The 25,895-nt window shown below is 57.9% G+C and carries 27 protein-coding genes; 14 read left to right on the plus strand and 13 right to left on the minus strand.

Translation table 11 applies throughout. The annotated features are described in order from the left end of the window. The first annotated feature begins 16 nt into the window (after positions 1–16). Entirely contained in the window at positions 17–1,453 is a 1,437-nt protein-coding gene (gene rimK, locus ACP15W_RS16310) for a 30S ribosomal protein S6--L-glutamate ligase (protein WP_424934057.1), read from the plus strand. Positions 1,454–1,507: 54 nt separating this feature from the next. On the opposite strand, the gene radC is transcribed toward rimK, so the two are convergent. The 4 genes from radC to ACP15W_RS16330 all read right to left on the minus strand — a co-directional run bounded on the left by radC (position 1,508) and on the right by ACP15W_RS16330 (position 4,539). Then, positions 1,508–2,341, minus strand: coding sequence for a RadC family protein (gene radC, locus ACP15W_RS16315; RefSeq protein ID WP_424933981.1), 834 nt, complete (start codon positions 2,339–2,341; stop codon positions 1,508–1,510). An 86-nt stretch (positions 2,342–2,427) separates the two neighbouring features. Then, on the minus strand, positions 2,428–3,216 hold the full coding sequence (locus ACP15W_RS16320) for an inositol monophosphatase family protein (RefSeq protein ID WP_424933982.1): 789 nt from the start codon (positions 3,214–3,216) through the stop codon (positions 2,428–2,430). Positions 3,217–3,290: 74 nt separating this feature from the next. Continuing rightward, complete coding sequence (locus ACP15W_RS16325; protein ID WP_424933983.1) at positions 3,291–3,593, minus strand: Smr/MutS family protein; 303 nt, start codon at positions 3,591–3,593, stop codon at positions 3,291–3,293. Between the two features lie 292 nt (positions 3,594–3,885). Continuing rightward, entirely contained in the window at positions 3,886–4,539 is a 654-nt protein-coding gene (locus ACP15W_RS16330) for a Tim44/TimA family putative adaptor protein (RefSeq protein ID WP_424933984.1), read from the minus strand. 136 nt (positions 4,540–4,675) lie between these two features. On the opposite strand from ACP15W_RS16330, the gene ACP15W_RS16335 reads away from it, so the two are divergent. Both ACP15W_RS16335 and secB read left to right on the plus strand, forming a co-directional pair. Beyond that, positions 4,676–5,167 (plus strand): FxsA family protein, encoded by a 492-nt coding sequence (locus tag ACP15W_RS16335; RefSeq protein WP_424933985.1) that lies wholly within the window; start codon positions 4,676–4,678, stop codon positions 5,165–5,167. A gap of 97 nt (positions 5,168–5,264) precedes the next feature. Continuing rightward, a complete protein-coding gene (secB, locus tag ACP15W_RS16340; RefSeq protein ID WP_424933986.1) occupies positions 5,265–5,756 on the plus strand; it encodes a protein-export chaperone SecB in 492 nt (163 codons plus the stop codon). Positions 5,757–5,854: 98 nt separating this feature from the next. Here the strand turns inward: secB and dnaQ are convergent, their stop codons facing one another. From dnaQ to ACP15W_RS16360, 4 genes are read right to left on the minus strand one after another with little or no spacing between them, the layout of a single operon-like run. Next, positions 5,855–6,544: a DNA polymerase III subunit epsilon gene (gene dnaQ / locus ACP15W_RS16345; RefSeq protein ID WP_424933987.1), complete on the minus strand. Its 690-nt coding sequence runs from the start codon at positions 6,542–6,544 to the stop codon at positions 5,855–5,857. Continuing rightward, positions 6,537–7,157 carry a dephospho-CoA kinase gene (gene coaE / locus ACP15W_RS16350; RefSeq protein WP_424933988.1) on the minus strand — a complete coding sequence of 207 codons (621 nt, stop codon included), beginning with the start codon at positions 7,155–7,157 and terminating at the stop codon, positions 6,537–6,539. Before coaE ends, dnaQ begins: the two co-directional genes overlap by 8 nt. Further along, the gene (locus tag ACP15W_RS16355; RefSeq protein ID WP_424933989.1) at positions 7,154–7,984 is read right to left on the minus strand and encodes a shikimate dehydrogenase; all 831 of its coding nucleotides are present in this window, start codon (positions 7,982–7,984) and stop codon (positions 7,154–7,156) included. Before ACP15W_RS16355 ends, coaE begins: the two co-directional genes overlap by 4 nt. After that, entirely contained in the window at positions 7,981–8,580 is a 600-nt protein-coding gene (locus ACP15W_RS16360) for a Maf family protein (RefSeq protein WP_424933990.1), read from the minus strand. The genes ACP15W_RS16355 and ACP15W_RS16360 overlap by 4 nt, the downstream gene beginning before the upstream one ends. A 587-nt stretch (positions 8,581–9,167) precedes the next feature. Between ACP15W_RS16360 and hemJ the strand changes: the two genes are divergently transcribed. The 7 genes from hemJ to ACP15W_RS16395 all read left to right on the plus strand — a co-directional run bounded on the left by hemJ (position 9,168) and on the right by ACP15W_RS16395 (position 16,549). After that, on the plus strand, positions 9,168–9,623 hold the full coding sequence (gene hemJ / locus ACP15W_RS16365) for a protoporphyrinogen oxidase HemJ (protein ID WP_424933991.1): 456 nt from the start codon (positions 9,168–9,170) through the stop codon (positions 9,621–9,623). A 103-nt stretch (positions 9,624–9,726) separates the two neighbouring features. Continuing rightward, entirely contained in the window at positions 9,727–11,010 is a 1,284-nt protein-coding gene (gene rho / locus ACP15W_RS16370; RefSeq protein ID WP_424933992.1) for a transcription termination factor Rho, read from the plus strand. A gap of 9 nt (positions 11,011–11,019) precedes the next feature. Beyond that, the gene (mnmE, locus tag ACP15W_RS16375) at positions 11,020–12,333 is read left to right on the plus strand and encodes a tRNA uridine-5-carboxymethylaminomethyl(34) synthesis GTPase MnmE (protein WP_424933993.1); all 1,314 of its coding nucleotides are present in this window, start codon (positions 11,020–11,022) and stop codon (positions 12,331–12,333) included. A 3-nt stretch (positions 12,334–12,336) separates the two neighbouring features. Continuing rightward, positions 12,337–14,217 carry a tRNA uridine-5-carboxymethylaminomethyl(34) synthesis enzyme MnmG gene (gene mnmG, locus ACP15W_RS16380; protein ID WP_424933994.1) on the plus strand — a complete coding sequence of 627 codons (1,881 nt, stop codon included), beginning with the start codon at positions 12,337–12,339 and terminating at the stop codon, positions 14,215–14,217. Positions 14,218–14,246: 29 nt separating this feature from the next. Continuing rightward, positions 14,247–14,858 (plus strand): 16S rRNA (guanine(527)-N(7))-methyltransferase RsmG, encoded by a 612-nt coding sequence (gene rsmG / locus ACP15W_RS16385; RefSeq protein ID WP_424933995.1) that lies wholly within the window; start codon positions 14,247–14,249, stop codon positions 14,856–14,858. Further along, positions 14,833–15,657 (plus strand): ParA family protein, encoded by an 825-nt coding sequence (locus tag ACP15W_RS16390; RefSeq protein WP_424933996.1) that lies wholly within the window; start codon positions 14,833–14,835, stop codon positions 15,655–15,657. Before rsmG ends, ACP15W_RS16390 begins: the two co-directional genes overlap by 26 nt. A 16-nt stretch (positions 15,658–15,673) precedes the next feature. Next, a complete protein-coding gene (locus ACP15W_RS16395; protein ID WP_424933997.1) occupies positions 15,674–16,549 on the plus strand; it encodes a ParB/RepB/Spo0J family partition protein in 876 nt (291 codons plus the stop codon). A 1-nt stretch (position 16,550) separates the two neighbouring features. Here ACP15W_RS16395 and hemW read toward each other — a convergent pair whose 3' ends face one another. The 3 genes from hemW to rph are packed head-to-tail and all read right to left on the minus strand — an operon-like array spanning position 16,551 to position 19,025. Continuing rightward, complete coding sequence (gene hemW / locus ACP15W_RS16400; RefSeq protein WP_424933998.1) at positions 16,551–17,771, minus strand: radical SAM family heme chaperone HemW; 1,221 nt, start codon at positions 17,769–17,771, stop codon at positions 16,551–16,553. Beyond that, positions 17,704–18,315: an RdgB/HAM1 family non-canonical purine NTP pyrophosphatase gene (gene rdgB, locus ACP15W_RS16405; protein WP_424933999.1), complete on the minus strand. Its 612-nt coding sequence runs from the start codon at positions 18,313–18,315 to the stop codon at positions 17,704–17,706. Before rdgB ends, hemW begins: the two co-directional genes overlap by 68 nt. After that, a complete protein-coding gene (gene rph, locus ACP15W_RS16410) occupies positions 18,312–19,025 on the minus strand; it encodes a ribonuclease PH (protein ID WP_424934000.1) in 714 nt (237 codons plus the stop codon). The genes rdgB and rph overlap by 4 nt, the downstream gene beginning before the upstream one ends. A 189-nt stretch (positions 19,026–19,214) precedes the next feature. Between rph and hrcA the strand changes: the two genes are divergently transcribed. After that, positions 19,215–20,255, plus strand: coding sequence for a heat-inducible transcriptional repressor HrcA (gene hrcA / locus ACP15W_RS16415; protein ID WP_424934001.1), 1,041 nt, complete (start codon positions 19,215–19,217; stop codon positions 20,253–20,255). An 11-nt stretch (positions 20,256–20,266) separates the two neighbouring features. Next, positions 20,267–20,872 (plus strand): nucleotide exchange factor GrpE, encoded by a 606-nt coding sequence (gene grpE, locus ACP15W_RS16420; RefSeq protein WP_424934002.1) that lies wholly within the window; start codon positions 20,267–20,269, stop codon positions 20,870–20,872. 3 nt (positions 20,873–20,875) lie between these two features. On the opposite strand, the gene mutS is transcribed toward grpE, so the two are convergent. Then, complete coding sequence (mutS, locus tag ACP15W_RS16425) at positions 20,876–23,524, minus strand: DNA mismatch repair protein MutS (protein WP_424934003.1); 2,649 nt, start codon at positions 23,522–23,524, stop codon at positions 20,876–20,878. A gap of 379 nt (positions 23,525–23,903) precedes the next feature. On the opposite strand from mutS, the gene ACP15W_RS16430 reads away from it, so the two are divergent. Continuing rightward, complete coding sequence (locus tag ACP15W_RS16430; protein ID WP_424934058.1) at positions 23,904–24,359, plus strand: sigma-70 family RNA polymerase sigma factor; 456 nt, start codon at positions 23,904–23,906, stop codon at positions 24,357–24,359. An 86-nt stretch (positions 24,360–24,445) separates the two neighbouring features. Beyond that, a complete protein-coding gene (locus ACP15W_RS16435) occupies positions 24,446–24,622 on the plus strand; it encodes a DUF1328 domain-containing protein (protein ID WP_424934004.1) in 177 nt (58 codons plus the stop codon). Between the two features lie 45 nt (positions 24,623–24,667). On the opposite strand, the gene dnaJ is transcribed toward ACP15W_RS16435, so the two are convergent. Next, the gene (dnaJ, locus tag ACP15W_RS16440) at positions 24,668–25,837 is read right to left on the minus strand and encodes a molecular chaperone DnaJ (RefSeq protein WP_424934005.1); all 1,170 of its coding nucleotides are present in this window, start codon (positions 25,835–25,837) and stop codon (positions 24,668–24,670) included. Positions 25,838–25,895: the final 58 nt, after the last annotated feature.

The raw sequence follows: 25,895 nt of genomic DNA on the forward strand, positions 1-25,895 counted from the left end.
CCCCCTCCATCGAAGTATGGGGGAGGCCAAGAGGCAGGGGAATTCTGGGAGAATCGATGTGTGCAGCGACTTCGTCATAGGCTGGGAAGAGTGGGTTTCCCTGCCGGACCTCGGTCTGCCCGCAATCAAGGCAAAGGTGGATACCGGCGCCAAGACACCGGCCCTGCACGCCTCGGTGATCGAACCGTTCGGTCCCGCGGACAATCCGCAGGTCCGTTTCATGCTGCAACCGAATCCCGACAATCCTGATCTAGAGATTACCTGTTCTGCACCTGTGATCGATCGACGCTATGTCACCAGTTCAAACGGCGACAGCGAACAGCGCTACGTGATTTCCACGCATATCAAGATTGCCGACCGAACATGGCCAATCGAGGTGACGCTTACGGACCGCAGTTCGATGGCCTATCGGATGCTGCTCGGGCGGTCCGCCATCGACTCCGACATGGTTGTCGATCCAAACCGCTCGTTCATCCAGCCGCAACTGTCCTTCGATCTGTTTCGCAATATCCCGCACCGCAAACCGATCCACCGGCCTCTGCGAATTGCCTTGCTGACGCGAGAACCCGAAAACTACTCGAGCCGCCGCTTGGCCGAAGCTGCACGGGAACGCGGCCATGTGCTTGAGATGATCGACACCAGCCGCTGCTACATGCGTATCGGAGGAACGATTTCCGAAGTGCATTACGACGGCAAGGTTCTGCCTCGCTACGATGCGGTGATCCCGCGTATTGGCGCTTCCATTACCGCTTACGGCATGGCTGTCCTGCGGCAATTCGCCAGTACTGGCGCGCTTTGCCTCAATTCCGCCGAGGCAATCGGCGCCTCGCGAGACAAGCTTCTCGCCCACCAGCTTCTCGCGCGCGCCGGGATCGGCATGCCCATAACGACCTTCGCGAATTCACCCAAGGACACGCGCGACCTGATCAACATTGCCGGAGGATCGCCGGTCGTTGTAAAGCTGCTCGAATCGACCCAGGGGCGCGGCGTGGTGCTCGCCGAAACCCGGAAGGCGGCAGAAAGTCTGGTAGACGCGTTTCGCGGGCTCGATGCCAACTTTCTCGTTCAGGAGTTCGTCAAGGAAGCCGGTGGCTCGGACATCCGCTGCTTCGTGGTCGGCAACAAGGTTGTCGGCGCCATGATGCGATCGGCGGCAGAAGGCGAGTTTCGCTCCAACCTTCACCGCGGGGGTACCGCGAGAGTTGTGAAACTCAGCAGGGACGAGAGGAATGTTGCGCGCCTGGCCTCCCGCGAACTCGGCCTATCCGTCGCCGGTGTGGACATTCTGCGAAGCTCCGAGGGCCCGAAGGTTCTCGAAGTGAATTCCTCGCCGGGGCTGCAGGGGATCGAGGCCGTCACAAAGAAGGACGTCGCGAGCCAGATGATCATGCTCCTCGAGAGTCGGGTACGACCGCTTTCCAAGACCCGCGACACCATAACAAAACGCTCTTGAGAGCCAGATCGGGCGTAGCGGCGCCATTTCGAAAGGTCGATCCAACGCGCGGACCTACAACAGGCCGAGGCTTCGGAAGGAAGAGTCCGTTTCCTTTCCAATGATCACATGGTCATGCACCACCACGCCGATCGCCTTGCACGCCTGCGCGATCTGTTCGGTCATGTCGACATCAGCTCGGCTCGGCGTCGGATCTCCTGACGGGTGATTGTGAACAAGGATGATTGCGGTCGCATTCAATTCGAGTGCCCGCTTCACGACCTCGCGCGGATAGACGGGCACATGGTTCACCGTTCCCTTGGCCTGTTCTTCGTCGGCGACCAGCACGTTCTTCTGATCGAGGAAGAGGATGCGAAACTGTTCGGTGTCCCGGTGCGCCATGACCGTTTTGCAATAGGTCATCAACGCGTCCCACGAACTGATCACAGACCGCTGCATCACCTTGGCGCGTGCCATGCGGTGCGCGATGGCTTCGACGATACGCAGCTGCAGATAGACCTTGCTTGTTGTGCCCGGCACTTGCAGCAGCCGATGCTCTGACGCTGCGACCACGCCGTTCAGATCCCCAAAGGACTCCAGCAGCTTCTTGGCCAGGGGCTTCACGTCAATGCGCGGGATCGCGTTGAAGAGCAACAGTTCGAGCAACTCATATTCCGGCATGGCATCGTGTCCGCCGGAGAGAAATCTCTGCCGCAAGCGCTCTCGATGCCCCCAGTAGTGCGGGCGGTTCGGGTTCGCATTCTGTCCGCTCGGTCCGGGAAACTGCGCATTGGGCGCGCCCGACGTCATCCGCTGATAAGCATCGGGCGGCGGCAGGTGTTGCTCGAATGCTTCGAGACTCCGCATGGCTTCTTCAGAGAAACCGTAATTTTGCCGCTTTTCCGTCATGGCTGCCTCCGCTGCGCGGAAGCCAAATTCCACTGCTCTGGTTAAGGGAGAGTTTCAGACCTCTCCCTCCAAACCGCCCGTTGCCGCTACGTCGCAAAAAGAATGGAGAGTTCGTCCCAGGCTCCGGGGGCTGCGGTGAGAACCCGTTCCTGCTTCGATTCCGTCGGATCATGCGCCAGCGGCAAGCTTTGTCCACCTGCTTCGTGGACCATCAGCAGACCACCCAAACAATCCCAAGGGTACATCACCGTCTCGTAATAACCAGCCAGCCGGCCCGCCGCCACATAAGCCAGCATCTGAGCACCAGACCCATTGCGATAGAACATGCCGCCGGCTCCAAGAAGCTGTTCGACCTTGATCCCGAGGTCCTGAGGCACGGAATAGGCGCTGGCCCCGAGCCCGACGATGCCGGTACCGACGGTCAGATCAGGCGAAATGCGGCTTAGTTTGCCATTGACCAACATTCCCCCACCCTTGATCGCCGCAAACCGCTCGGTGTTTGTCGGAACCTCCGTGACGGCAGCGACGCATTCCCCTCCCTTCAGGACGGCAATGGCCACGCACCAGTTGGGCAAACCGTGGAGGAAGGGTGACGTGCCATCGATCGGGTCGATCACCCAGATGAACTCGGATTGACCGGTCTCGAAGCCATATTCCTCTCCGAGAAAGCCATCCTGCGGAAAGACCTTGCCGACCTTCTCCCTGACAAGCCGCTCAATGGTGCGATCCGCCTCTGAGACGACGTCCTGCGCCCCGCCCTTGGCCTCAACCGCGAGATTTTCCCGGTTCTGCCAGAAGTTGAACGCGAGCCGTCCAGCCTCTTCCGCTATGGTTTGAGCCAAATCGAAGCGTTCGCGAACCTGCTGATCTATCAAGGTTTCCTACTCCAATACCCTGCTTCAACATTACATGAAATCCTGCCTCTCCGTGTCACATCGCGACACCCGTCTCATCTCTGGCGGGACAGGTAGACATAGAATGCGCCCTCGCCGCCATGCCGGCGGTGCGCGGGTGTCACCTGCAGGATTCGTTGACGGTTGGGGGACATCGACAACCAGTGTGGGACGCTGCGACGCAGAATGCCATGTCCGCCATCCCCGGACATGAAATCATTTTCTGCCCTGCCCTTGCCCGTGATGATCAGAACAAGCCGCAGGCCTGAATGGTAGGACGAAGCAATGAAGCCGTTGAGCGCACCGTGCGCGCGCTCGGCCGTCATGCCATGGAGATCGAGCCGAGCTTCGGGTTTCATAAGTCCCCGTCGAAGCTTTTCGTACCGTCTGCGGTCCATCCGCAAGGACGGCGAAGATGGCTTCTCGGCTTGCTGGAGCAACCTCGGCGCAATCTCTGGCCGTTTAGAGCTGGCTGCGGGTTTCTTGATCGGTACAGGTGCTACAGCCGGTTCCGCCGATTGAGCCGCTTTCCGAACAGCCTCACGGTGCAATGGCTCAACCGTTGCCTTCAGCCGATCCCAAAGTTCCGCATCTTCGGGGCTGAGACCCCGCCGACGCTTTCGCCCCGCCATGCCCCCATTGCCCCGACGCTTAGCCGCCGGTGCCGGTCAGGAGCCAGTTCGGATTGCCGGAGGTCATGTCGCGGCTGAATGTCCATACATCAGGCTGCTGCTTGATATCATTCGGTCCGCCCTCGACGATTTCGCCTTCGGCATTCCGTACGGTCGACGTCAATTCACCAAGGAACCGCATCGTGATATCGCCTTCGTTGGTTTCCTCGTCGAACTGTGCATCGACCAGCTTCACCTCGCGAATGCCTGCAAACTGAGCCTCGACCGTGTAACCCTTCGCGTTCCGCTCCTCGATTGCCGCCGCAAAAGGCTCGAACACCTCGGGCGCGAGAAACTCGCGAAGCGTGTCAAGGTCGCCGTTCTCATAGGCCATAACAATCATTTCATAAGCCGAACGCGCGCCATGTGCGAACTCGCTTGCAGAAAAATCCGGATCGACGCGCTTCATGGATGCAAGCGCGCGCCCAGCTTCGCTTTCGGGATCCACGAGCTGTGCGATGTCGTGATCCACGCCACCGCCATCAATGACCTCAAACGCTCGTCCATTGTTGGCCGCAGCGTTTTGATCCGGCAATTCGCGTGGTTTTTCAAAACCTTCACGGGTACCAAGAACATTACGGAGCCTCAGGATCAGGAACAGCGCAACGCCGGCCAAGATTATGATCTGGATCATTTGCGACCCCATCGGCCACCCTTTCAGTTAATTTGCTTGCCAGTTTATGGCGTTTCGTCTCGGTTACTCTTATGTAAGCACTCAAAGAGGCGAAGTCCATCAGAGCAGGGCTGTCGCGGGGAGGGTTGGACCGTCGATGTGGTTGTTTCTGATATTTGTGGCGGTTCCGATTATTGAAATCGCCCTGTTCATCCAGGTCGGCGGTGCAATCGGTCTGCTCCCTACACTTCTGATTGTGGTAGCCACCGCCATCGTGGGAACCGCACTCATGCGCCATCAGGGAGTGCAGGCTCTCGCGCGACTTCAATCGAGGCTGGAAGCGGGAGGAGATCCTGTCGGCCCGATTGCCCATGGCGCGCTGATCCTCGTGGCGGGTGTGCTGTTGCTCACACCGGGTTTCTTCACGGATGCGACCGGTCTTCTGCTTCTCGTTCCCGCAGTCAGGGACCGCGTCATATCCTGGGGCGCATCGCGGATCACCGTTCAGACCTTCTCATTCGGGTCCACAACCCGACAACAGCCAAAGCCCGGGACGGACACGATCGACGCGGAATACGAGGAGATCCTCGAAGAAGATGATACCGGGAAACCGCGCGGCAACTCGGGCTGGACCCGCCCGGACTCCTGAGAGATTTCGGAGCAGAACTTGCAAGGGCTGCGTTGTGAGCCGGGTTCGGAAGTGATAGACGGCCCCAAACGCATTTTTCCAACGGATGGTCTGACACATGGCTGATGAAACCACCAATGGAGCGGACGCCCCCGCCCTGCCGAAACTCCAGATCCTGACGCAGTATATTCGGGACATGTCCTTCGAGAACATCGCGGTTCAGAAGGGCCTCGGTGGCGAAGGCAAGCCGGATATCAAGGTCCAGGTCAACCTTGATGCCAAGAAGCGGTCCGAAGATCGCTACGAGGTCTCGATCAAGGTCACCGCGAACTCCACCATTGGCGAGAACCCGGTTTTCATCCTCGAACTCGACTATGCAGGTCTTTTCGTCGTGCAGAACGTGCCGAAGGAGCAGCTGCATCCGTTCCTTATGATCGAATGCCCGAGGCAGATCTTCCCGTTCCTTCGCCGCATCGTCAGCGATGTGACCCGTGACGGTGGCTTCCCGCCGCTCAATCTCGAACCCATCGACTTCGTCGCGCTCTACAAAGCCGGCATGGCACGTCAGGCTGAAGCGGCAAAACAGCAGGAACCGGCCGGGACCGCCTGAACCGTATCGTTCTTCTGCCAAGCCTTGAGAACTCGTCTGCCCTGTTTGCCTAGCGGCAACAGGGCAGAATTCTTTGATCCAGCGCCCCGGCTATCCAATCATTCCGTTGCAGGCCATAGCGGTGCCGCGCCAAGGCTCGCCAAAAAGCCCGCATGCGCCTCGCGCTCGGCGTCGGTCAGTCTTTCCGGCAGTGGCCGTGGCCGCTTCGTCGGCTGCCAATTCCCTGCCCCTTCGGTCTTTGTTTCCGACTGAACGACAGAGAGCGTGAAATCCGGCTGCCGCCCGCCCATGAGCTCGAGATAGACTTCCGCAAGCAATTCGCTGTCGAGCAGAGCTCCGTGTTTTTCACGGCCCGAGTTGTCGACGCCGAACCTGCGGCAAAGGGCATCCAGTGTATTCTGTGCACCCGGATACCTGCGCCGTGCCATGTCCAACGTGTCGACGGCCTGTGCCCACGGGATACTGGGCCGTTTGACCCACCCAAGTTCAGCATTGAGAAACTTCATGTCGAACGCCGCGTTGTGGATCACCAGTTTGGCATCGCCGACGAAGTTCAGAAATTCATCCGCAATCTTCTCGAATACCGGTTTGTCCGACAGAAACTCGCTGCTCAGCCCGTGCACCTTGAAAGCATCTTCCGGCATGTCGCGTTCCGGATTGATATACTGGTGATATGTCCGACCTGTCGGCACCAGATTGAGAAGTTCCACCCCACCGATCTCCACAATCCGATCCCCTGCACTTGGATCAAACCCGGTGGTTTCCGTATCCATCACGATTTCACGCATTTGTTGGCTCCTCTCCTTCCTTGGAAAGCCTCCGAAGGATCTTCCGGACCTCGTCGCGAGCATGATCGAGACCCTTGTGTGTCTCGATCAGAAAATCCGCACGCTTTCTCTTTTCGTCATCAGGCACCTGCCGCGAAAGAATTCGCGCAAAATGCGCTTCAGTCATGCCTGGTCGAGCCAAAACCCGATCTTTCTGGACCTCCGCAGGTGCGGTCACGACAACGATTCCGTCCATCACCGCATCCGCAGATGTCTCAAACAGGAGCGGAATATCAAACACCAGCACAGGGTGGTGTAGATGACGATTGATGAAATCCGCTCGATCCTGCGCGACGAGCGGGTGTATCACAGCCTCGATCTGCGCAAGCAATTCCGGTTTCGCGGCAATCTCGTGCTTCAAATTCCCACGATCTACGAGGCCGTCGGCAATTGCCCCCGGAACGATCCGGGCAATGGGCGCAACCCCTGCCCCCCCACGGTCATAAAGTCGATGCACTGCGGCGTCTGCATCCCAAACCGGCACGCCTTCCTCTGCGAACATTCGGGTCGTGGTGCTTTTTCCCATTCCGATCGAACCGGTAAGCCCGAGTTTATAGGGTCGGGAGACACTCACCCCAGCACGCGGGCCCTGAGGTCGGCGTCGACGACCGGCATCTTGCCGAACCAGGCCTGAAATCCGGGCACACCCTGGTGAAGCAGCATTCCCAGTCCATCGACTGTCCGGAAACCTTGCGACGACGCCTTTTTCAGGAAAGGTGTTTCGAGAGGGACATATACAATATCCGACACAATTGCCTCGGGGTCGGCGCGCATCAGGTTCACTTCCAATGGCTCCTGCCCGGCCATTCCCAGAGCCGTCGTGTTGACCACGGTAACTGCGCTGTCCGTGGCATCTTCGAGTTTAGACCAATCGACAGGTTTTACCGGCCCACCGAAATGCTCCGATAGTGCTTCAGCTCGTTGTCGTGTTCTGTTTGCCAAACGGATTTCAGGTGTACCCTCGTCGATGAGCGTCTGGATCACGGCCCGAGATGCGCCGCCCGCACCGATAACGAGCGCCGGCCCCCGATCGGCGCGCCAATCGGGATGAGTCTGACGAATGTTCTCCCTGAAACCGTAGGCGTCCGTGTTGTCGGCGTGAAAGCCGCCACCTTCGAGAAAGGTGATCGTATTCGCCGCTCCGATCGCCTTGGCGGTCTCCGACACGGTCTTGGCAAGCTCCAGAACGGCTTCCTTGTGCGGAATCGTGACATTGACGCCGCGAAACCCCAGCAAGGAGAGCGAGCCGAGCGCCTCGCGCAAGTTCTCAGGCGCCACGGCGACAGGCACGTAGTAGCCCGTGATTCCATATCGCTCGAGCCAATAGCCATGCAGAACCGGCGAACGGGAATGGTTGATCGGCCAGCCAATGACGCCTGCAAGCGGAATTCCGTCTTTCATGCCGTTCCTATGTTTCTTGTCCGGAGAAAGCCGAGAATTTCGAGCAAGGGAAGGCCCAGGACGCAGAAATAGTCACCGGAAACCTGTGTGAACAGTTGCGCGCCCAATCCTTCAAGCCTGTAGCACCCCACCGTCTGGAGAAGAGCCTCGCCTTCAGCGGCAATATACCTGTCGAGAAATGCGTCACTGAAAGGCCGCATGGTGAGTCGAACTTTCCCGACGTGCCGCCAGACCGGTTGGCCGCCCTCATAGATAACCGCTGCTGAAAGCAAATCATGCGGTCTGCCGCTCAGCGACTTGAGCTGGAACCGGGCGTCCTCCAGATCGCGAGGCTTGCTAAAAAGCTTTCCCCTGCAATCCAGAACCTGGTCGGCGCCGATCGTCAGTGCCGCCGGATCACGTGTAGCTGCCCTGTGCGCCTTCAGTTCCGCGAGAGTGTCGGCGATGTCCCGTGGTGGGGCGCCCTCCGCCAACATGCTCTCCTTCACGGCATCCTCGTCCACCGAAACCGGACGGGCTTCGAATGCGATGCCTGCATTTCGCAGCAGGGTCGCTCGACTGCTGGAACGTGAGGCGAGAATCACCCTTGGCTGCATATTGGCTAAAGTCCGGCTTTTCTGTGTCGAAGCCCCTATTTGCGGCCTATCGGAACGACTGGCAACCCGCCGGACTGCCCCGCAACGCGTCAGAAACCGGTTGTACTAAAAGAATCCTGCGGGTACATCTGTGGATAAGGACTGCGCGCCCCTTGCACGGTACGGGGGATAACTCGGTGAGCTGAATCTGCTCCCCGTGTGCCTGGAGGTTATCCACCGAGTCCTTCCACGTGGACAAAAGAATCGGAGGGTTCGGGATAACTCGCTTAACGATGTGTCCAAATAGGTAAAGATCGCCTTAACACTCACCTTCTCCAATTTATATCAACTTGTCAAATAACTGAAATATATGAGAAAAATTGGTTTCCGGATTCCTGAAGGCAAAGCCTCAAAGTTTCTCACATCGGCCTACAGCCTGTGGAAAACTTTGTGGGAAGTTTTTGGTTTACGGTTATCCCCATGACTCACGGGATAAACCTTCTAAAACCATCCTGAGACTCAAATAAGGATTAGAGAGGGATATCCGGCCAACTTGCGTACCCTCCCACATGTGCTAGCCCAGAGTGAGAATCTGATCGGAGAAGCCGATGCTCGACCTGTTGTCAGCACTCTATCCCTGGACGAAAGCGTTCCACGTCATCTCGATGACGGCCTGGATGGCCGGAATGTTCTACATGCCCAGGCTTTTCGTCTATCACGCCGAAAGAGCGCCGGTTGGTTCGGAAACATCTGAAATCTTCAAGGTGATGGAGCGAAAGCTTCTCCGGCTCATCATCAATCCATCCATGGTCGCGACATGGGTCTTCGGCCTGATGCTGCTATTCACCCCGGGCATCGTGTCATGGAGCGTTGATTTCTGGATCTATCCGAAACTGGCTGCCGTTCTTCTCCTGACGTGGATGCACCATTGGATGGTCAAACGATGGAAAGATTTCTTGAATGACGAAAATACCCGTTCCGGTCGCCATTACCGGCTCATGAACGAAGTTCCGACGCTGGCTCTGGTTGTCATCGTCATCATGGTGATCGTAAGACCCATTTGACAGATGCCGAGAAATGTGACATTGAGCCAAAAATTCGGGGAGGCGTCCTGCCTCGAACCCCGCTTCTTCCCCTTATACATTCCGGATCAATTCTGTGTCTCCGATGGATCTATCGACTGATTTCAAGCAACTTTCGCTGGCCGAACTCAAGGCCAAAAGCCCGGCCGATCTTCTGACCTTTGCGGAAGAGCTCGAGATCGACAACGCATCGAGCATGCGCAAGGGCGACATGATGTTCGCCATCCTCAAGGACATGGCCGAAGAGGGCGTTGAGATCTCCGGTGACGGAGTGCTCGAGGTTCTTCAGGATGGCTTTGGCTTCCTGCGGTCTCCAGAGGCTAACTATCTCGCAGGTCCGGACGATATATATGTAAGCCCGACCCAGATCCGCAAATTCAATTTGAGAACGGGCGACACGGTTGAAGGTGTCATTCGGGCTCCGAAAGAGAACGAGAAATATTTCGGTCTCGTGAAGGTCTCGAAGATCAACTTCCAGGAACCCGAGGCCGCCCGGCACAAGGTCCATTTCGACAACCTGACACCGCTTTATCCCGACGAGAGGATCAAGCTTGAAGTCGAGGATCCGACGATTAAGGACAAGTCTGCTCGGGTGATCGACCTGGTGGCGCCAATCGGTAAGGGCCAAAGGGGTTTGATCGTGGCTCCGCCGCGTTCGGGCAAGACGGTCATCCTTCAGAATATCGCCAGCTCAATCGAGAAGAACCATCCGGAGTGTTTTCTCATCGTGCTGCTTGTAGATGAACGTCCGGAAGAAGTGACCGACATGCAGCGCTCCGTGCGGGGCGAAGTCGTTGCTTCCACTTTCGACGAACCAGCATCTCGTCACGTGGCCGTGGCGGAAATGGTGATCGAAAAGGCGAAGCGCCTCGTCGAACACAAGCGGGACGTGGTTATCCTTCTCGACTCGATCACGCGCCTTGGCCGCGCTTACAATACGGTCGTTCCGTCCTCCGGGAAGGTTCTGACGGGTGGTGTCGATGCCAATGCATTGCAGCGGCCAAAGCGCTTCTTCGGTGCTGCTCGAAATATCGAAGAGGGCGGCTCGCTGACTATCATCGCGACGGCGCTGATCGACACCGGTAGCCGAATGGACGAAGTGATCTTCGAAGAGTTCAAGGGAACGGGTAACTCCGAAGTCGTCCTGGATCGCAAGATTGCGGACAAACGTGTATTCCCGGCCATCGACATCCTGAAATCCGGTACCCGGAAAGAAGAGCTTCTCGTCGATAAGGTCAATTTGACGAAGATGTTCGTGCTTCGTCGAATCCTGAATCCGATGGGCACAACGGATGCGATCGAATTCCTCCTCGGTAAATTGAAACAAACAAAGAGCAACTCCGAGTTCTTCGATTCGATGAACAGTTGATCTAATGGTGTGGCTCAACAATCTGAAGACACGATATTCGCGCAGTCATCCGCCCCTGGAAGGGCGGGTGTTTCTGTTGTTCGACTTTCGGGATCCCTTGTAGGGCAAACTATAAAGTCGATTTGTGGTCTGGTGCCTGCTCCACGCCACGCTACATTACTTTGGGTACGTGAGCCAGGTTCAGGTGCACGGATAGATCAGGCGCTTGTCCTTTGGTTTCCCGGACCGGCGAGCTTCACGGGTGAAGACGTCGCTGAACTCCATCTCCATGGCAGTCCTGCGGTCGTTCGGAGGATCTTCTCCGTTCTAAGTGAACAATCGGGACATCGGATAGCGGAACCCGGTGAGTTCACCCGTCGAGCGATTCTTAATGGGAAGATGGATATCGTTCAGGCCGAAGGTCTTGGCGATCTCCTGTCAGCCGAAACCGAGGCGCAGCGCCGACAGGCCTTCGATGTCCTGGACGGGAAACTCTCCAAGAGTGCGCAAGCATGGAAACAGTCCTTGATGACTGCGCTATCGCTACTCGAGGTTTCGATCGATTTTTCTGACGAAGAGCTACCGTCGGACGTACTCGATAACGTTCATGGTTTGGTCTCTGAGGTTCTTCGGGCCATCAAGACCAGCCTTGAAGGGAGCTCGCAAGCCGAACGTCTGCGTGAAGGTTTCGAGGTCGCAATTGTCGGACCTCCAAACGCAGGTAAGTCAACACTGCTGAACTATTTGGCCGGTCGCGAAGCTGCAATAACATCTGCACGCCCAGGCACTACGCGGGATGTAATTGAACTGAGTTTCGATCTCGATGGTATCCCGGTTACCTTTCTCGATACAGCCGGCCTGAGATCTACGGATGACGAGATAGAGGCAATTGGAGTCGAACGCGCACTGCGACGGGCGCGGAACGCTGATGTGAGGATCTTCCTTCGGAGCGATTCATCAGATGAAAATTTTGACGATCTGATACCGGCGGGTGATGATCTGGTTCTCACCGCAAAGTCGGATTTGGACGCAACTGCAGGTCGGGCCATTTCCGGAAAGACGGGAGATGGTGTTAGGGAGATGCTCAGTGATCTGAGTGCGGTGCTAAGCGGCCGGATAGCTGGCGCTAGTCTCGTCGCTCACGAACGGCAACGCATCGCGCTCGAGAGAGCAGCATCGGCTTTGGATCTAGTGGTCAGGCGAGGGGGCTCCATTGCCTTTGATCCGGAACTTGCCTCCGCTGATATACATTCGGCTTTGAATGCCCTTGATTACCTGATCGGAAAATTCGATATCGAAGCAGTGTTCGATCTGATCTTCAGGAATTTCTGTCTCGGGAAATAGGGAATGTTTCACGTGAAACACCAGAACTTCGACGTCATCGTGGTCGGTGGCGGGCATGCGGGTACCGAGGCGGCATACGCGGCACACCGCAAGGGTATGAATGTCGGCCTTGTCACCCATCGGTTCGATAGACTGGGTGAGATGTCATGCAATCCGGCGATTGGCGGGCTCGGCAAGGGACATATGGTGCGGGAAATTGACGCACTCGATGGCATGATGGGCTGGGCTGCAGATCAGGCCGCGATCCAGTTTCGCCTTCTCAACAGGTCCAAAGGTCCTGCAGTTCGGGGGCCGCGGGCCCAGATCGATCGTGATCTCTATCGTCGGACAGTCCAGGGGTTTCTCAAACACTTGCCGCGACTTACGGTGATTGAAGGCGAAGTTACTGATCTGCTCACCGAGAAAGACAGAGTTTTGGGTGTCAGGATTGCCGATGATAGTGAGATACATGCACCGGCCGTTGTTCTGACTACCGGAACTTTCCTTGGTGGAAAGATATTCATTGGCGAGAAGGTCGTTGAGGCCGGAAGGATGGGCGACAAGGCAGCGACGCGTCTATCGGATTCGCTCAAGGATCTGGGTATCGGGCTGGGCCGGTTGAAGACGGGCACCCCGCCACGACTGGACGGCAGGACTATTGATTGGTCTGTGGTCGACTCCCAAGAGGCGGATGATGAGCCGTTCTATTTCTCGTTTCTCACGAAGAACACTGCAGCAAAACAGATTCCGTGTGGCATAACCCATACAAACGCTAGGACACATGACGTGATCCGGGAGAACATTGGTCGTTCAGCGATGTATGGCGGGCACATCCATGGTGTTGGTCCAAGATACTGCCCGTCGATCGAAGACAAGGTCATGAGGTTCGCGGACAAGAACAGTCATCAGGTCTTCCTTGAACCGGAGGGCTTGGAGACAGATGTCGTTTATCCGAACGGCATCTCGACATCGCTTCCCGAGGATGTTCAGAAGGAATATGTGAGGAGTATCAAAGGCTTGGAGAATGTGGACATTCTGCAGCCTGGATACGCAGTCGAGTACGACTACCTCGATCCTCGCGGGTTGGGTGCAACCTTGGAAATGAAGAACCTCAAGGGCCTGTTTCTCGCGGGGCAGATCAACGGGACAACGGGTTATGAGGAAGCCGCAGCACAAGGTTTGGTAGCTGGATTGAACGCAACCCGATATATAGTGGGTGGCGATGCCTTTGTTCTGAGCCGTGGCGATGCATATATCGGTGTAATGATTGATGATCTCGTGACAAGAGGAGTATCCGAACCTTATCGGATGTTCACGTCCCGGGCGGAGTTCAGGCTTCATCTGCGAGCTGACAATGCGGATCAACGTCTCACGCCACTTGGCCAGGAATTCGGCTGTATCGGAATCGAGAGATATGAAGTCTTCGAAAGGAAACGAGAAGCTCTTCGCACAGCGGAGTGTTTCGCGAAAGAGACTGTAGTCACGGACGAGCAGGCTCGAGATCTCGAGTTTCGTATGGCTCAGAATGGCCAGAAGCGTTCCATATATGATCTGTTCAGTTACCCTGAAGGGTCCGTAGATCGGCTCTGGCCCCTGTTTGACGCGCTAGATGGGGTTAAACGAGAGGCAATCGAGCAATTGGCAAATGATGCGAAGTATGCTCCGTATCTACAGAGACAAGAGAGCGAAATAACCCAGTTGCAGCGTGATGAGGCGGTATTGCTCCCGGAATCAATGAGATACGAGGGTATTTCTGGTCTTTCAGCCGAACTGGCGGGGAAACTTGAGAAAGTTCGACCACGGACACTAGGCCAGGCAGGTCGGATAGAGGGTATGACGCCTGCGGCGCTTACGCTTGTACTTCTGAACGCCAAGAAAGCTGGCTTGGGCAAGACTGGCTCGTGATATTCTCATAGTTCCGGAAATTACACCTGATGGCATTCCATGTTTCACGTGAAACAACCGACGATCTGCGGCAATTCAGCGAACTCCTTCTAAAATGGAACAGGAGGATCAATCTCGTTTCCAAGTCGTCGGAAAATGACATCTGGGAGCGGCATATTGAGGATTCTCTGCAGATTTGGGGTCTGAAACCCGAGAAACTGGATGCTTGGGCTGATCTGGGGTCGGGTGGTGGGTTTCCGGGTATCGTGATTGCCATCGCCGCCAAGACCGAAAAGCCTGAACTGCAGGTAAATCTTGTTGAAGCAGATGCCCGAAAATGCGCGTTTCTTCATACAGTGGCAACCAATCTGAATCTTAATACGAGGATAATCAACACGAGGATCGAGGAGCTCCCGCCCTTGAATACCGATGTGATTTCCGCTCGAGCGCTCGCTCCACTGCCGACATTGCTCGAGATGGCAAAAAAACATCTGCAACCTAAGGGTATTTGCTTGTTCCCGAAGGGGGAGACAGTGCATAAGGAGATCGAAGCTGCCCGGAAGCTCTGGTCGTTCGAGTGCATTTCTCACCCAAGTCAAACGAGCCCAGCCTCTGCGATCCTGGAAATTGGAGCCATTGAGCGTGATCGAGCCGTATCGTAAGACCAAAATCATCGCGATCGCCAACCAGAAGGGTGGCGTAGGAAAGACTACCACCGCGATTAATCTGGGTACTGCATTGGCCGCACTTGGCCGCAGCGTGCTTTTGATTGACATCGACCCGCAGGGGAACGCATCGACGGGATTGGGGATTCTGCCCTCAGAGCGCAGTTTTACGTCCTATGATCTGCTGTTCCGGTCTCGACCCGATGAACTGAAGAGCTACACGACATCTGTCCCAGGCCTCGAGATCGTGCCGGCAACGTCCGATCTCAGCTCCGCAGATGTCGAGATGGTTCAGGACCCTCGCCGCATCCACAAGATGAGGGATAAACTCCACTCAAGAATACCTAATATGGTGAAGAGAGACTTCATACTGATTGATTGTCCACCATCCCTCAATTTGTTGACGATCAACGCGCTTGTGGCCGCGGATTCTGTTCTGGTGCCTCTCCAGTGCGAGTTCTTTGCTCTGGAAGGATTGTCCCAGTTGATGCGGACAGTACAGACAGTGAAAGCAGGATCGAACCCGGCCTTAAAGATCGAGGGTATCGTTCTGACGATGTTCGACCGGAGAAACAATCTCTCGGGTCAGGTTGAATCCGATGTTCGGGAGAACCTCGGAGAACTGGTTTACGAGACTGTTATTCCGCGCAATGTGAGGTTGAGCGAAGCGCCGTCTCACGCCGTTCCAGCATTGATTTACGATCACTCGAGCAGCGGAAGTGTCGCTTATCAGAAACTCGCGGGCGAACTGCTCGCACGACTGCAGCGGTCAGAGCACATGGCTGAAACGGCCTGATTGGGAGGAGTGGGATTTGGAAAAGAAGGGATTGGGCCGAGGTCTATCCGCTTTGTTAGCGGACGTAGCTCCGGCAGAAGAGCCATCGCTCATGCGACCTGTAACGTCGCCGGACCGAATGATCCCGATCGAGTGTATTCATCCAAATCCCGATCAGCCGCGACGCCAGTTCAATGAGAAGGACCTGACCGACCTCTCGAACTCGATCCGGGAAAAGGGTGTAATTCAGCCCCTGATCCTGCGACCACTCCCGGGTCAGGCTGGCGAGTATCAGATCGTCGCCGGTGAACGTCGTTGGCGGGCCGCACAGATGGCCGAGCGGCATGAATTGCCTGCGGTCATCCGCGAGTTGACAGATGCGGAAGTCATCGAACTTGCAATCATCGAGAATATTCAACGTTCGGATCTCAACGCCGTGGAAGAAGCATTGGGCTATCGCATGTTGATGGAACGTTTTGGCCATACGCAGGAAAAACTAGCTGAAGCGCTTGGCAAGAGCCGCAGCCATATCGCGAACTTGCTCCGTTTGCTGAATCTGCCCGAAACAGTTCTGGCTCTGGTGCGCGAGGGGAAGCTCTCAGCTGGACATGCACGGACCCTCGTGACGGTTCCCAATCCGGAAGAACTGGCCAAGCAGATTATCGAGAAGGATCTCTCCGTCCGCCAGGCGGAACAGCTCGCGCGCACGATAGGTGTAAAGCCCAAGAAGAAGGTCGCGAAGAAGGAGCAGGAGAAGGACGCCGACACACGGGCGTTGGAGGCGGATCTTTCGGCCAACCTGCGCATGGAAGTCCTGATCGCCCACAGGCCGGGACAACAATCAGGCGAATTGCGCGTTCGGTACACGACGTTGGAACAGCTTGATGGTCTTTGTCAACGACTTGGTCAGTAAGTTACTGGATTAAAAGAGATTTTATGATGGCGTTGGCCAAGGGACGGCCCTTGGCCGTCAGCTTCAGCATCCCATCTTCCATGCGCGCGAAATCGGCGCTTTCCAGTTCGGCAATGACCGTCGGGTTCAGCTCTTGTCCGGCCAGAATTGCATAGCGGCGGCAATCTATTCCGCCTGCGAGCCGCAACCCCATCATGACCATTTCTTCTGCTTGGTTCTGGGGCGAAAGAATTTCTCGTTCGAGTTCGCCCGAACCTGTCTCGGCAACCCGTTTCAGCCACGTCTCGGGATTGGACGCACTGACGGTCGATTGGCGCGTGCCCCGAAGCGAAAGACGTCCATGCGCGCCGGGCCCGACACCGACATAGTCGCCGTATCTCCAGTAGACGAGATTGTGCCGGCACTCGGCTCCCGGTCTCGCATGGTTGGAAATCTCGTAAGCCGGAAGCCCATTCTGTTCGAGTGTTTCCTGGGTCATCAGATACATATCGGCCGCGGAATCGTCGTCCGGCAATCCGCGCAATCGGTCCAGCGCGGCCAGCTCTCCGAAACGAGTGTTCGGTTCGATCGTCAGCTGGTAGAGGGACAGGTGATCGACCGCGATATCAATCGCTTGAAGCAGCTCCGCGCGCCATGCTTCAGGGGTTTGCCCTTGTCGCGCATAGATCAGGTCGAAGCTGATCCGCGAGAATGTTTCCCGGGCAATATTGAATGCGGCCAATGCCTCTGACGCCGTATGCATCCGACCAAGCGCCTTGAGGTCCCGGTCGTTCAAGGCCTGAACCCCCATGGAGAGCCGATTGACTCCGGCGGAACGGAACGCCCGAAACTTACCGGCTTCTACCGACGTGGGATTGGCCTCCAACGTGACCTCCACGTCTGGAGAAAGAGGCCAATGACGCGAGATCGCGGTCAGAATGGTATCGACAAGCGCAGGGTCCATCAGGCTCGGGGTACCACCGCCGAAGAAGATCGAACCGACTTCCCGACCGGCAAGTTCCTCGGAAAGACGTTCAAACTCGCGCAAATAGGCCTTGGCCCAGCGATCCTGATCTATGTTGCGCGAAACGTGACTGTTGAAATCACAGTAGGGGCATTTTGCCGCGCAGAATGGCCAGTGGACATAGATGCCGAACCCGCCATTCCTCCAGTCCTCAGCCAAAGCAGGCTGAAACGAACTCTCCGAAGGCATCGGCGCGGTGGCTGATCCGGTTCTTTTCATCGGGGTCCATCTCGCCCAGGGTGATCTCATATCCATCCGGTTGGAATATGGGATCGAATCCGTGCCCCTGTAGTCCGCGCATGGGCCAGACGCAACGCCCCTCGATCTTGCCCTCGAACACTTCGTCATGACCGTCCGGCCAAGCCAGAACGAGCGTACAGCGGAACCGTGCCGTTCTTGGTTCCGGTGCGCCAATCTTCTCCAGCTCGTCATGAACGCGCGCCATGGCCATGGGGAAATCCCGGCCCTCGGGCGTCTCGGCCCAATCCGCGGTGTAGACCCCGGGCGCACCGTCAAGCGCATCGACCTCAATTCCGCTGTCGTCCGCAAGTGCCGGTTGCCCGCTCGCCTTTGCCGCGGCATGAGCCTTTATCCGGGCATTGCCCAGAAAAGTCGTCTCGGTCTCATCAGGCTCGCCGAGGCCAAGCTGTTTTGCGGAGGTGACATCAACTCCGAAGGGCCCGAGCAGCGCCCGAATCTCTGCCAGTTTCCCGTCATTGTGGGTGGCAACGAGCAGGGATGTCTCGGTGAAACGCCGCGTCATGCAACCGCCGTCTTCTGTGCTTCGACGAGGTCAGCAATTCCCTTCTCGGCAAGATCGAGAAGACCGACCATCTGATCGCGAGAGAAGGTAGCACCCTCCGCACTGGCCTGAACCTCGATCAGCCCGAGCGCATCGGTCATCACGAAATTCGCATCTGTCCCGGCCGTGCTGTCTTCCGCATAGTCCAGATCGAGAACCGGCTGACCTCCATAGACACCGCAACTAATGGCAGCCACATGGGTCGTGATCGGGTCGTTCTTCAGAACCTTGTCGGCGAGCAGCTTGTTCACAGCCAGGCGCAATGCCACCCAACCGCCCGTAATCGAGGCGCAACGTGTTCCGCCATCGGCCTGCAGCACATCGCAGTCCACCGTGATCTGGCGTTCACCGAGCGCCACGCGATCTATCCCGGCGCGCAGCGAGCGCCCGATTAACCGCTGGATTTCCTGGGTCCGGCCAGACTGCTTTCCGGCCGCTGCCTCGCGGCGGTTCCGGCTCGTGGTGGCGCGGGGCAGCATCCCGTATTCAGCCGTGACCCACCCGAGCCCTGTTTTGCGCAGGAAGGGCGGTACGTTTTCCTCCACACTCGCCGTGCAGAGAACATGGGTGTCACCCATCTTGATGAGGCAGGAGCCCTCCGCGTGGCGGGTGGCGTTCGTAACGATCTCGACGGAACGGATGGCGTCCACAGCTCGGCCAGAGGGGCGCATAAATATGTCTCCAAGTCTGAAGTATTCGAATTTCGCTCCCCTTAGCGGCTCAGGCGGCCAACGTCCAGCAAGAGCCGCCCGATGTTCCCTTGACGCTCAACATTGACGTGATACGTGCCGGTTTCTATGTCTTGTTGAGGTTCCGCACGGGTCGGCAGTGTGACAGAAAACAAGTCCCCGCTGAATGAAATGAGCGCGAGAAGCCGCGAAGTTTTTCGCAGGCTGGTCGAGACTTATCTCGAAACCGGCGAACCCGTGGGATCGCGAACACTCACCCGACAGATCGAGGAAAAGGTCTCGGCCGCCACGATCCGTAATGTCATGCAGGATCTTGAATATCTTGGGTTGCTCGACTCGCCCCATGTCTCGGCGGGGCGAATCCCGACGCAATTCGGCTTGCGGCTGTTCCTCGACGGCATTCTCGAGATTGGTGATGTCAGCGGGGCGGAGCGCACGGAGATCGAGCGTTCGCTCTCCAGTTCCGATGGCGGGCTCGGTGATGTGCTCGACAAGGCCGGCGAGATGCTCTCGGGATTGACGCATGGGGCCAGTCTCGTTCTGGCACCAAAGACGGAAGCGCCCATCAAGCATATCGAATTCGTGTCGCTGGGGCCGGAACGCGGCCTCGTCGTGCTCGTCACCGCTGACGGAAATGTCGAGAACCGGCTTTTCACGCCACCAAAGGGGCTGACGCCGTCGGCGATGCAGGCCGCGGCGAACTTCCTCAATACGATTCTGGTTGGCCGGACGCTCGGCGACATGCGCAAGGTTGTAGCCGAAGAAATCAGGAAGCGCCGCGCCGAGCTCGACACGTTGTCTCAGGAGATGATCGAAAGCGGTCTGGCTGTCTGGGAAGAACCGCCTGAAAATGGAGGGCGGCTCATCGTGCGGGGCAGGGCCAACCTTCTCGAGGCAACGGATGACGCGGCCCAACTCGAACGTATCCGGGAGTTGCTGGATGATCTCGAACGCAAACGCGATCTGGCCCAACTCCTGGAACAAAGCGAAACCGCCGATGGCGTGCGTGTCTTTATTGGCTCCGAGAACAAGCTTTTTTCACTTTCCGGTTCATCTCTAGTGGTCTCTCCCTATATGAATGCGGATCGAAAAATCATTGGTGCTGTTGGTGTGATCGGACCAACGCGGCTGAACTATGGCCGGATTGTTCCGATTGTTGACTATACGGCGCAATTGGTCGGCCGGTTGGTGACAAGCCGAGGCCAAGTGTAGGACGGAGTGCAATGAGCAAAGAGAAATTCAGCGAGTCAGACGAGGAAGCCTTTCTCGATGACCCGGACGAACTGGATCCGGAGGCCGAGGAATACTCCGATGAAGCAATCGAAGCCGACGAGCTTCAGGCGCTGAAGGCCGAGAACGGTGAATTGAAGGATCGACTGCTGCGCGCGTTGGCGGATGTGGAAAACGTTCGCAAGCGTGGCGACAGGGATCGGCGTGACGCGGAACTTTATGCATCGACACGGTTCGCGCGGGATCTCCTTTCGGTCCATGACAATTTCGACCGGGCTCTCGACAACATCACGGATGAGCTGCGCGACACTGCGCCCGGTCTCATCGAAGGTATTGAACTGACCCAGCGCGATCTGCTGAACGTGTTCGAGAAGCACAAGATCGTTCGTGTCGAGCCCTCGCCGGGTGAGAAATTCGATCCGAAGCAGCATCAGGCGATGTTCGAGGCACCGGTCCCCGGGACGAAGGCCGGCGACATCATTCAGGTGATGAATGTCGGCTTCATGATTGGCGAGCGTCTGCTGCGCCCGGCCCAGGTAGGTGTTTCCGCAGGTGGACCGGCCACACCCGCTCCAGAACAGGACATTTCCGGCGAATAGGTCTCAATTCGCGATCAGGTCGCGGAGTTCGTAGACAAGCGACAGTGCCTCGCGCGGAGACAATTCGTCCGGGGCGATCTGTTTCAGTCGGGTTTCGAGCGCGGAACCCGAATTTTTCCTTGGCGCCGATGCGCGATCTTCCAGGAATTGAGTGAAGAGCGGTAGCTCGTCCACCAGGGCCTTCGCTTTTCCGCCGTGCTCGCGCTCGGCCTCTTCCAGCGTTTCGAGCACATATCTGGCGCGCTCGATTACCGCGTCGGGCAGCCCGGCCAGTCGCGCGACCTGAATGCCGTAGGAGCGATCCGCAGCACCGTCGCGCACCTCGTGCAGGAAGATGACTTCACCCTCCCATTCGCGAACCGCAACCGTCGCGTTGCGCAAGCCGGGCAGTTTCGCCGAGAGCGCGGTCAATTCGTGGTAGTGAGTGGCAAACAATGCGCGGCACCGGTTCCGGTCGTGCAGATGCTCGAGCACGGCCCAGGCGATCGACAGCCCGTCATAGGTCGCGGTTCCACGGCCGATCTCGTCGAGAATGACAAGCGCCCGTTCGCCCGCCTGATTCAGGATCGCCGCGGTCTCAACCATCTCGACCATGAAGGTCGAGCGCCCGCGCGCCAGATCATCTGCGGCGCCAACCCTGCTGAACAGCCGATCGACAATACCGATCCGCGCATACTTTGCCGGAACATGCGCGCCGATTTGCGCGAGCAGGGCAATGAGCGCGTTCTGTCGCAGGAAGGTCGATTTGCCGGCCATGTTCGGACCGGTCATCAGCCAGATCGGTCGCGCCTTGGGCGTTCCGGCCGAGAGGTCGCAATCGTTCGAAACGAACTGCTCGCCGGTTCTGCGCAGGGACTGCTCGACCACGGGATGGCGTCCTTCCCGCACATCGAAGGCTCGGCTTTCATCGACATCAGGGCAGACCCAATTCTCGGCGAGTGAAAGATCCGCCAAGGCTGCGGCCAGATCCAGTTCCGCGAGCGCCTTGGCGGCCACGCCGATCTCTCCCGCCCGATCCAGTATTGCGCCGCGCAGGCTCTCGAAGATCCGCTTCTCGATTTCCAGCGCATGACTGCCGGCATTCAGGATGCGCGTCTCGATTTCCGACAGCGCCAGCGTCGTGAAACGAACCGCGTTGGCCGTGGTCTGGCGATGGACGAAGGTCTCGTTCAGCGGCGCGCTCATCATTCGTTCCGAATGGGTCGCAGATGTCTCGATGAAATAGCCAAGCACGTTGTTGTGCTTCACCTTGAGAGAATTGACTCCGCTTGTCTCGACATATTCCTTCTGCAGCTCCGCGATTACGGCGCGTCCTTCGTCCCGAAGCTTCCGGGTTTCGTCCAGTTCGCCATCATGTCCGGGGGCAACGAAACCGCCATCCCGCGCCAGGAGCGGTGGTTCGGCCACGAGCGCGGCATCGAGCAATTCGACAAGAGTGTCATGCCCCGAAAGCCCTTCCCGAGCAGCGCCGACGATCCCGCCGATATCCTCGGGCAGAAGAGCGATGAGGCGCTCTCCCTCACCAAGGGCATCGCGGATGGCCGCTAGATCCCTTGGTCCCCCACGCTCAAGCGCCAATCGGGACAACGCACGCTCGAGATCGGGAACATTGCGAAGGATGTCGCGGAACTTGCGTGAGAGTTCGGCATTGCCGTGAAAAAGGGCCAGCGCCTCCTGACGTTCGCGGATCACGGCAACATCGGTGGAAGGTCCGTTGAGCCGCGTTTCCAGCAGGCGCGCCCCGGCACCGGTCTGCGTTCGATCGATGGCGGCAAGCAGAGAACCATCCCGACCTCCGGACATGCTCCGCGTCAGCTCGAGGTTTCGCCGTGTGGCGGCGTCGATCTGCATCACGCCCCCGGGTGCCTCTCGCATGGGCGGTTTCAGGAGCGGAAGTTTCCCTTTCTGCGTCATTTCGAGATAGTCGAGCATCGCACCGAGGGCCGAGATCTCGTGCCGTCCGAATGTCCCGAAACCTTCCACCGACCCGACCTTGTAGGCCGTCGTGATCCGGCCTTCGGCAAGCTGCGAGTCAAAGCTCGAACGGGCCAGCGGTGTGGCGACTGTCGCCGTATCTTCCAGGAGGGGCGCTATCTCGCTTTCCTGCGCTTCGCTGACGAGTATTTCACGCGGTGCAAGTCGCGCAAGCATCGGCCCGAGTTGAACGCGCGGACAAGGAGCAGCCCAGACATCGCCCGTGGACATGTCGAGCCATGCGATTGCGCCTTCGCCGCGAATTTCGGCATAGGAGGCAAGATAATTGTGCTGGCGGCTTTCGAGCAGGCTTTCCTCTGTCAGCGTGCCGGGTGTCACAAGCCGAACAACCTCCCGCCGCACGACAGATTTCGATCCGCGTTTGCGGGCCTCCGACGGGTCTTCGGTCTGTTCGCAAACCGCCACGCGAAAGCCCTTGCGGATGAGCGTCAAGAGATACCCTTCGGCCGAGTGGACCGGCACACCGCACATCGGGATGTCGTTGCCCAGGTGTTTCCCGCGCTTCGTGAGCGCAATGTCGAGCGCAATGCTTGCGGCCTCCGCATCCTGGAAAAACAGCTCGTAGAAATCGCCCATTCGGTAGAAGAGCAGCGCGTCCTGATGCGCTGCCTTGATTTCCAGATACTGGGCCATCATCGGCGTTACGGATGCAGTCATGCTTGTTCGCTCGGAATGGTCAGGGGGGGCAGGGGGCTCATGCTCGTGTCATGGAACACACCTGAAAACGTGTCGGGCACCATTTGAAGGCTTCGGGTTCATCGTTCGGGCATTCCAACCGCATACATGGGCTGGATGGCAACGGCAATGAATTGGCGGCTCCTTCCCCGGCGACAACCGGCTTCATGCGGCCACGATCACAGGACCGTTAACAAATCCTCTTTTTGCGGGAGAGTATGTCCCAGTTAAATGCGGAAGGACCCCCCTCTGCCCCAAGTTCGCCCTACAGCGTTTCGAGGAATCGGAGCGTGTCGTCGAAACTGACAGGTCTTGGAGGGCTATCTTGCAGACACCGAACAACGAATTTCTTCGTGAGATTGTGTCTTACACCCCCGCACTTACGCGGCGGGCGCGTCGGCTCTGCTATGATGTCAACATGGCGGACGATCTCGTGCAGGAGACACTCATGCGCGCGATCCAGCGGCATCACCAGTTCCGAACAGGCAGCAATCTCGCCGCGTGGCTCATGACGATTTTGAGGAACTGCTTCCTCACCGACATGCGCAAGGACAAGCGCCGTCGCGCCGTAATGGAACGGATCAGCGCGGGACCGACGTCCTGCCAGGGATCTCAGGAGCATACGGTCAAGCTCCGTGAGGTTGCGAACGCACTGGAGGATCTGCCCGAACAGCAGCGCGCATCCCTTGTGATGATCGGTATCGAGAACACGAGCTACACGGAAGCCGCCGATCGCAGCGGATGCTCGGTCGGAACGATCAAGAGTCGCGTCAGCCGAGCTCGTCGCAGGCTCGCAGAGTGCGGCCTCGAAGCGTAAGGAGTAACCGCCTCCTCCGGCGCGGCTGGGAACCGCGAGCCTGGGTCGAGCATTTGCAAGGCAGATCCAGAACGGAGGAGGCACCAATGCTCAAATGGGCACTGATTTTCCTGGCCGTCGCGATCGTCGCTGGAATCCTGGGATTTGGCGGAATTGCGACAGCCTCTGCAGGCATTGCGCAAGTTCTGCTGGTGGTATTCATCGTCCTGCTCGCGATCATACTGGTCGCGAACTCCCAAAGCGGACGGGGGCCACGTATCTGACGTGGTTTGCGGGCCGGTCCATCGGAGGTGGACCGGCCCGTTTCTTCAGCCCTTCATTCCATCCCAGAAATGTTTTACCCGGCTGAAGAAGTCGTTTGTTTCAGGGCTGTTGTCCTTGCCTGCACCTTCGAACTCCCGCAGGAGTTCCTTCTGACGGTGCGACAGGTTGACCGGTGTTTCGACCTTCAACTCGATATATAGATCACCAAAGCCCGATCCGCGCAGGGCGGGCATCCCCTTTCCACGAAGCCGGAGCTGTTTGCCCGACTGCACGCCGGCCGGAACCTTCACACGGGTCCGTCCGCCATCAAGCGTCGGGGCTTCCAATTCGCCACCCAGAGCGGCCGTGGTCATCGAAACGGGAATGCGGCAGAACAGGTTCTGATTGTCCCGCTCGAAGATCGCGTGTGGCTCGACCTCGATGAAAATGTAGAGATCACCCGCCGGTCCCCCGCGAAGTCCGGCTTCGCCCTCACCGGCCAGCCTGATCCGCGTGCCGGTTTCTACGCCCGCCGGGATATTGACATTGAGGGTGCGATCCTTTCGCACACGACCGGCCCCGGCACACGCACCGCAGGGGTTCTTGATGATCTGCCCGCGTCCATTACAGGTCGGGCAGGTTCGCTCCACGGTAAAGAAACCCTGCTGGGCACGCACCTTCCCCATGCCTGAACAGGTCGGGCAGGTCGTGGGTTCAGCGCCGCCCTCGGCACCGGTCCCGTCGCAGGTGTCGCAGGTCACACTGCCGGGCACCGTGATCGTGGCCTGTTTCCCGTGAAACGCTTCCTGAAGCGAGAGCCGCAAATTGTAGCGCAGATCGGACCCGCGCGAGGCCCGCTGACTGCGGCCACGTGCTCCACCGGCATTGTTGCCCATGAAATCGCCGAAGAGATCGTCGAAAACGTCGGAGAACGCAGATGCGAAATCCGCATTTCCGGCCGCTCCGCCGCCACCGCGAAAACCACCGGCGCCAGGACCTGCGCTGCCATTCTCGAAAGCCGCGTGACCAAAACGGTCGTAGGCCGCCTTCTTCTGATCGTCCTTCAGGACGTCATAGGCCTCGTTGATTTCCTTGAACTTGGATTCGGCCTGCGGATTGTCGCGGTTCCGGTCGGGGTGAAATTCCATTGCCTTCTTCTTGAAGGCCTTCTTGATCTCGGCGTCCGACGCGCCGCGAGCGACGCCGAGCATTTCGTAATAGTCGCGTTTCGCCATGAACGTAGGCTCTCCCGAAACGGCAAAGTGGCCCACTCATGTGAGAGGGCCACTCCAA

This window comes from Amaricoccus macauensis, from assembly GCF_049800915.1.
GTDB lineage: Bacteria > Pseudomonadota > Alphaproteobacteria > Rhodobacterales > Rhodobacteraceae > Amaricoccus > Amaricoccus macauensis_A.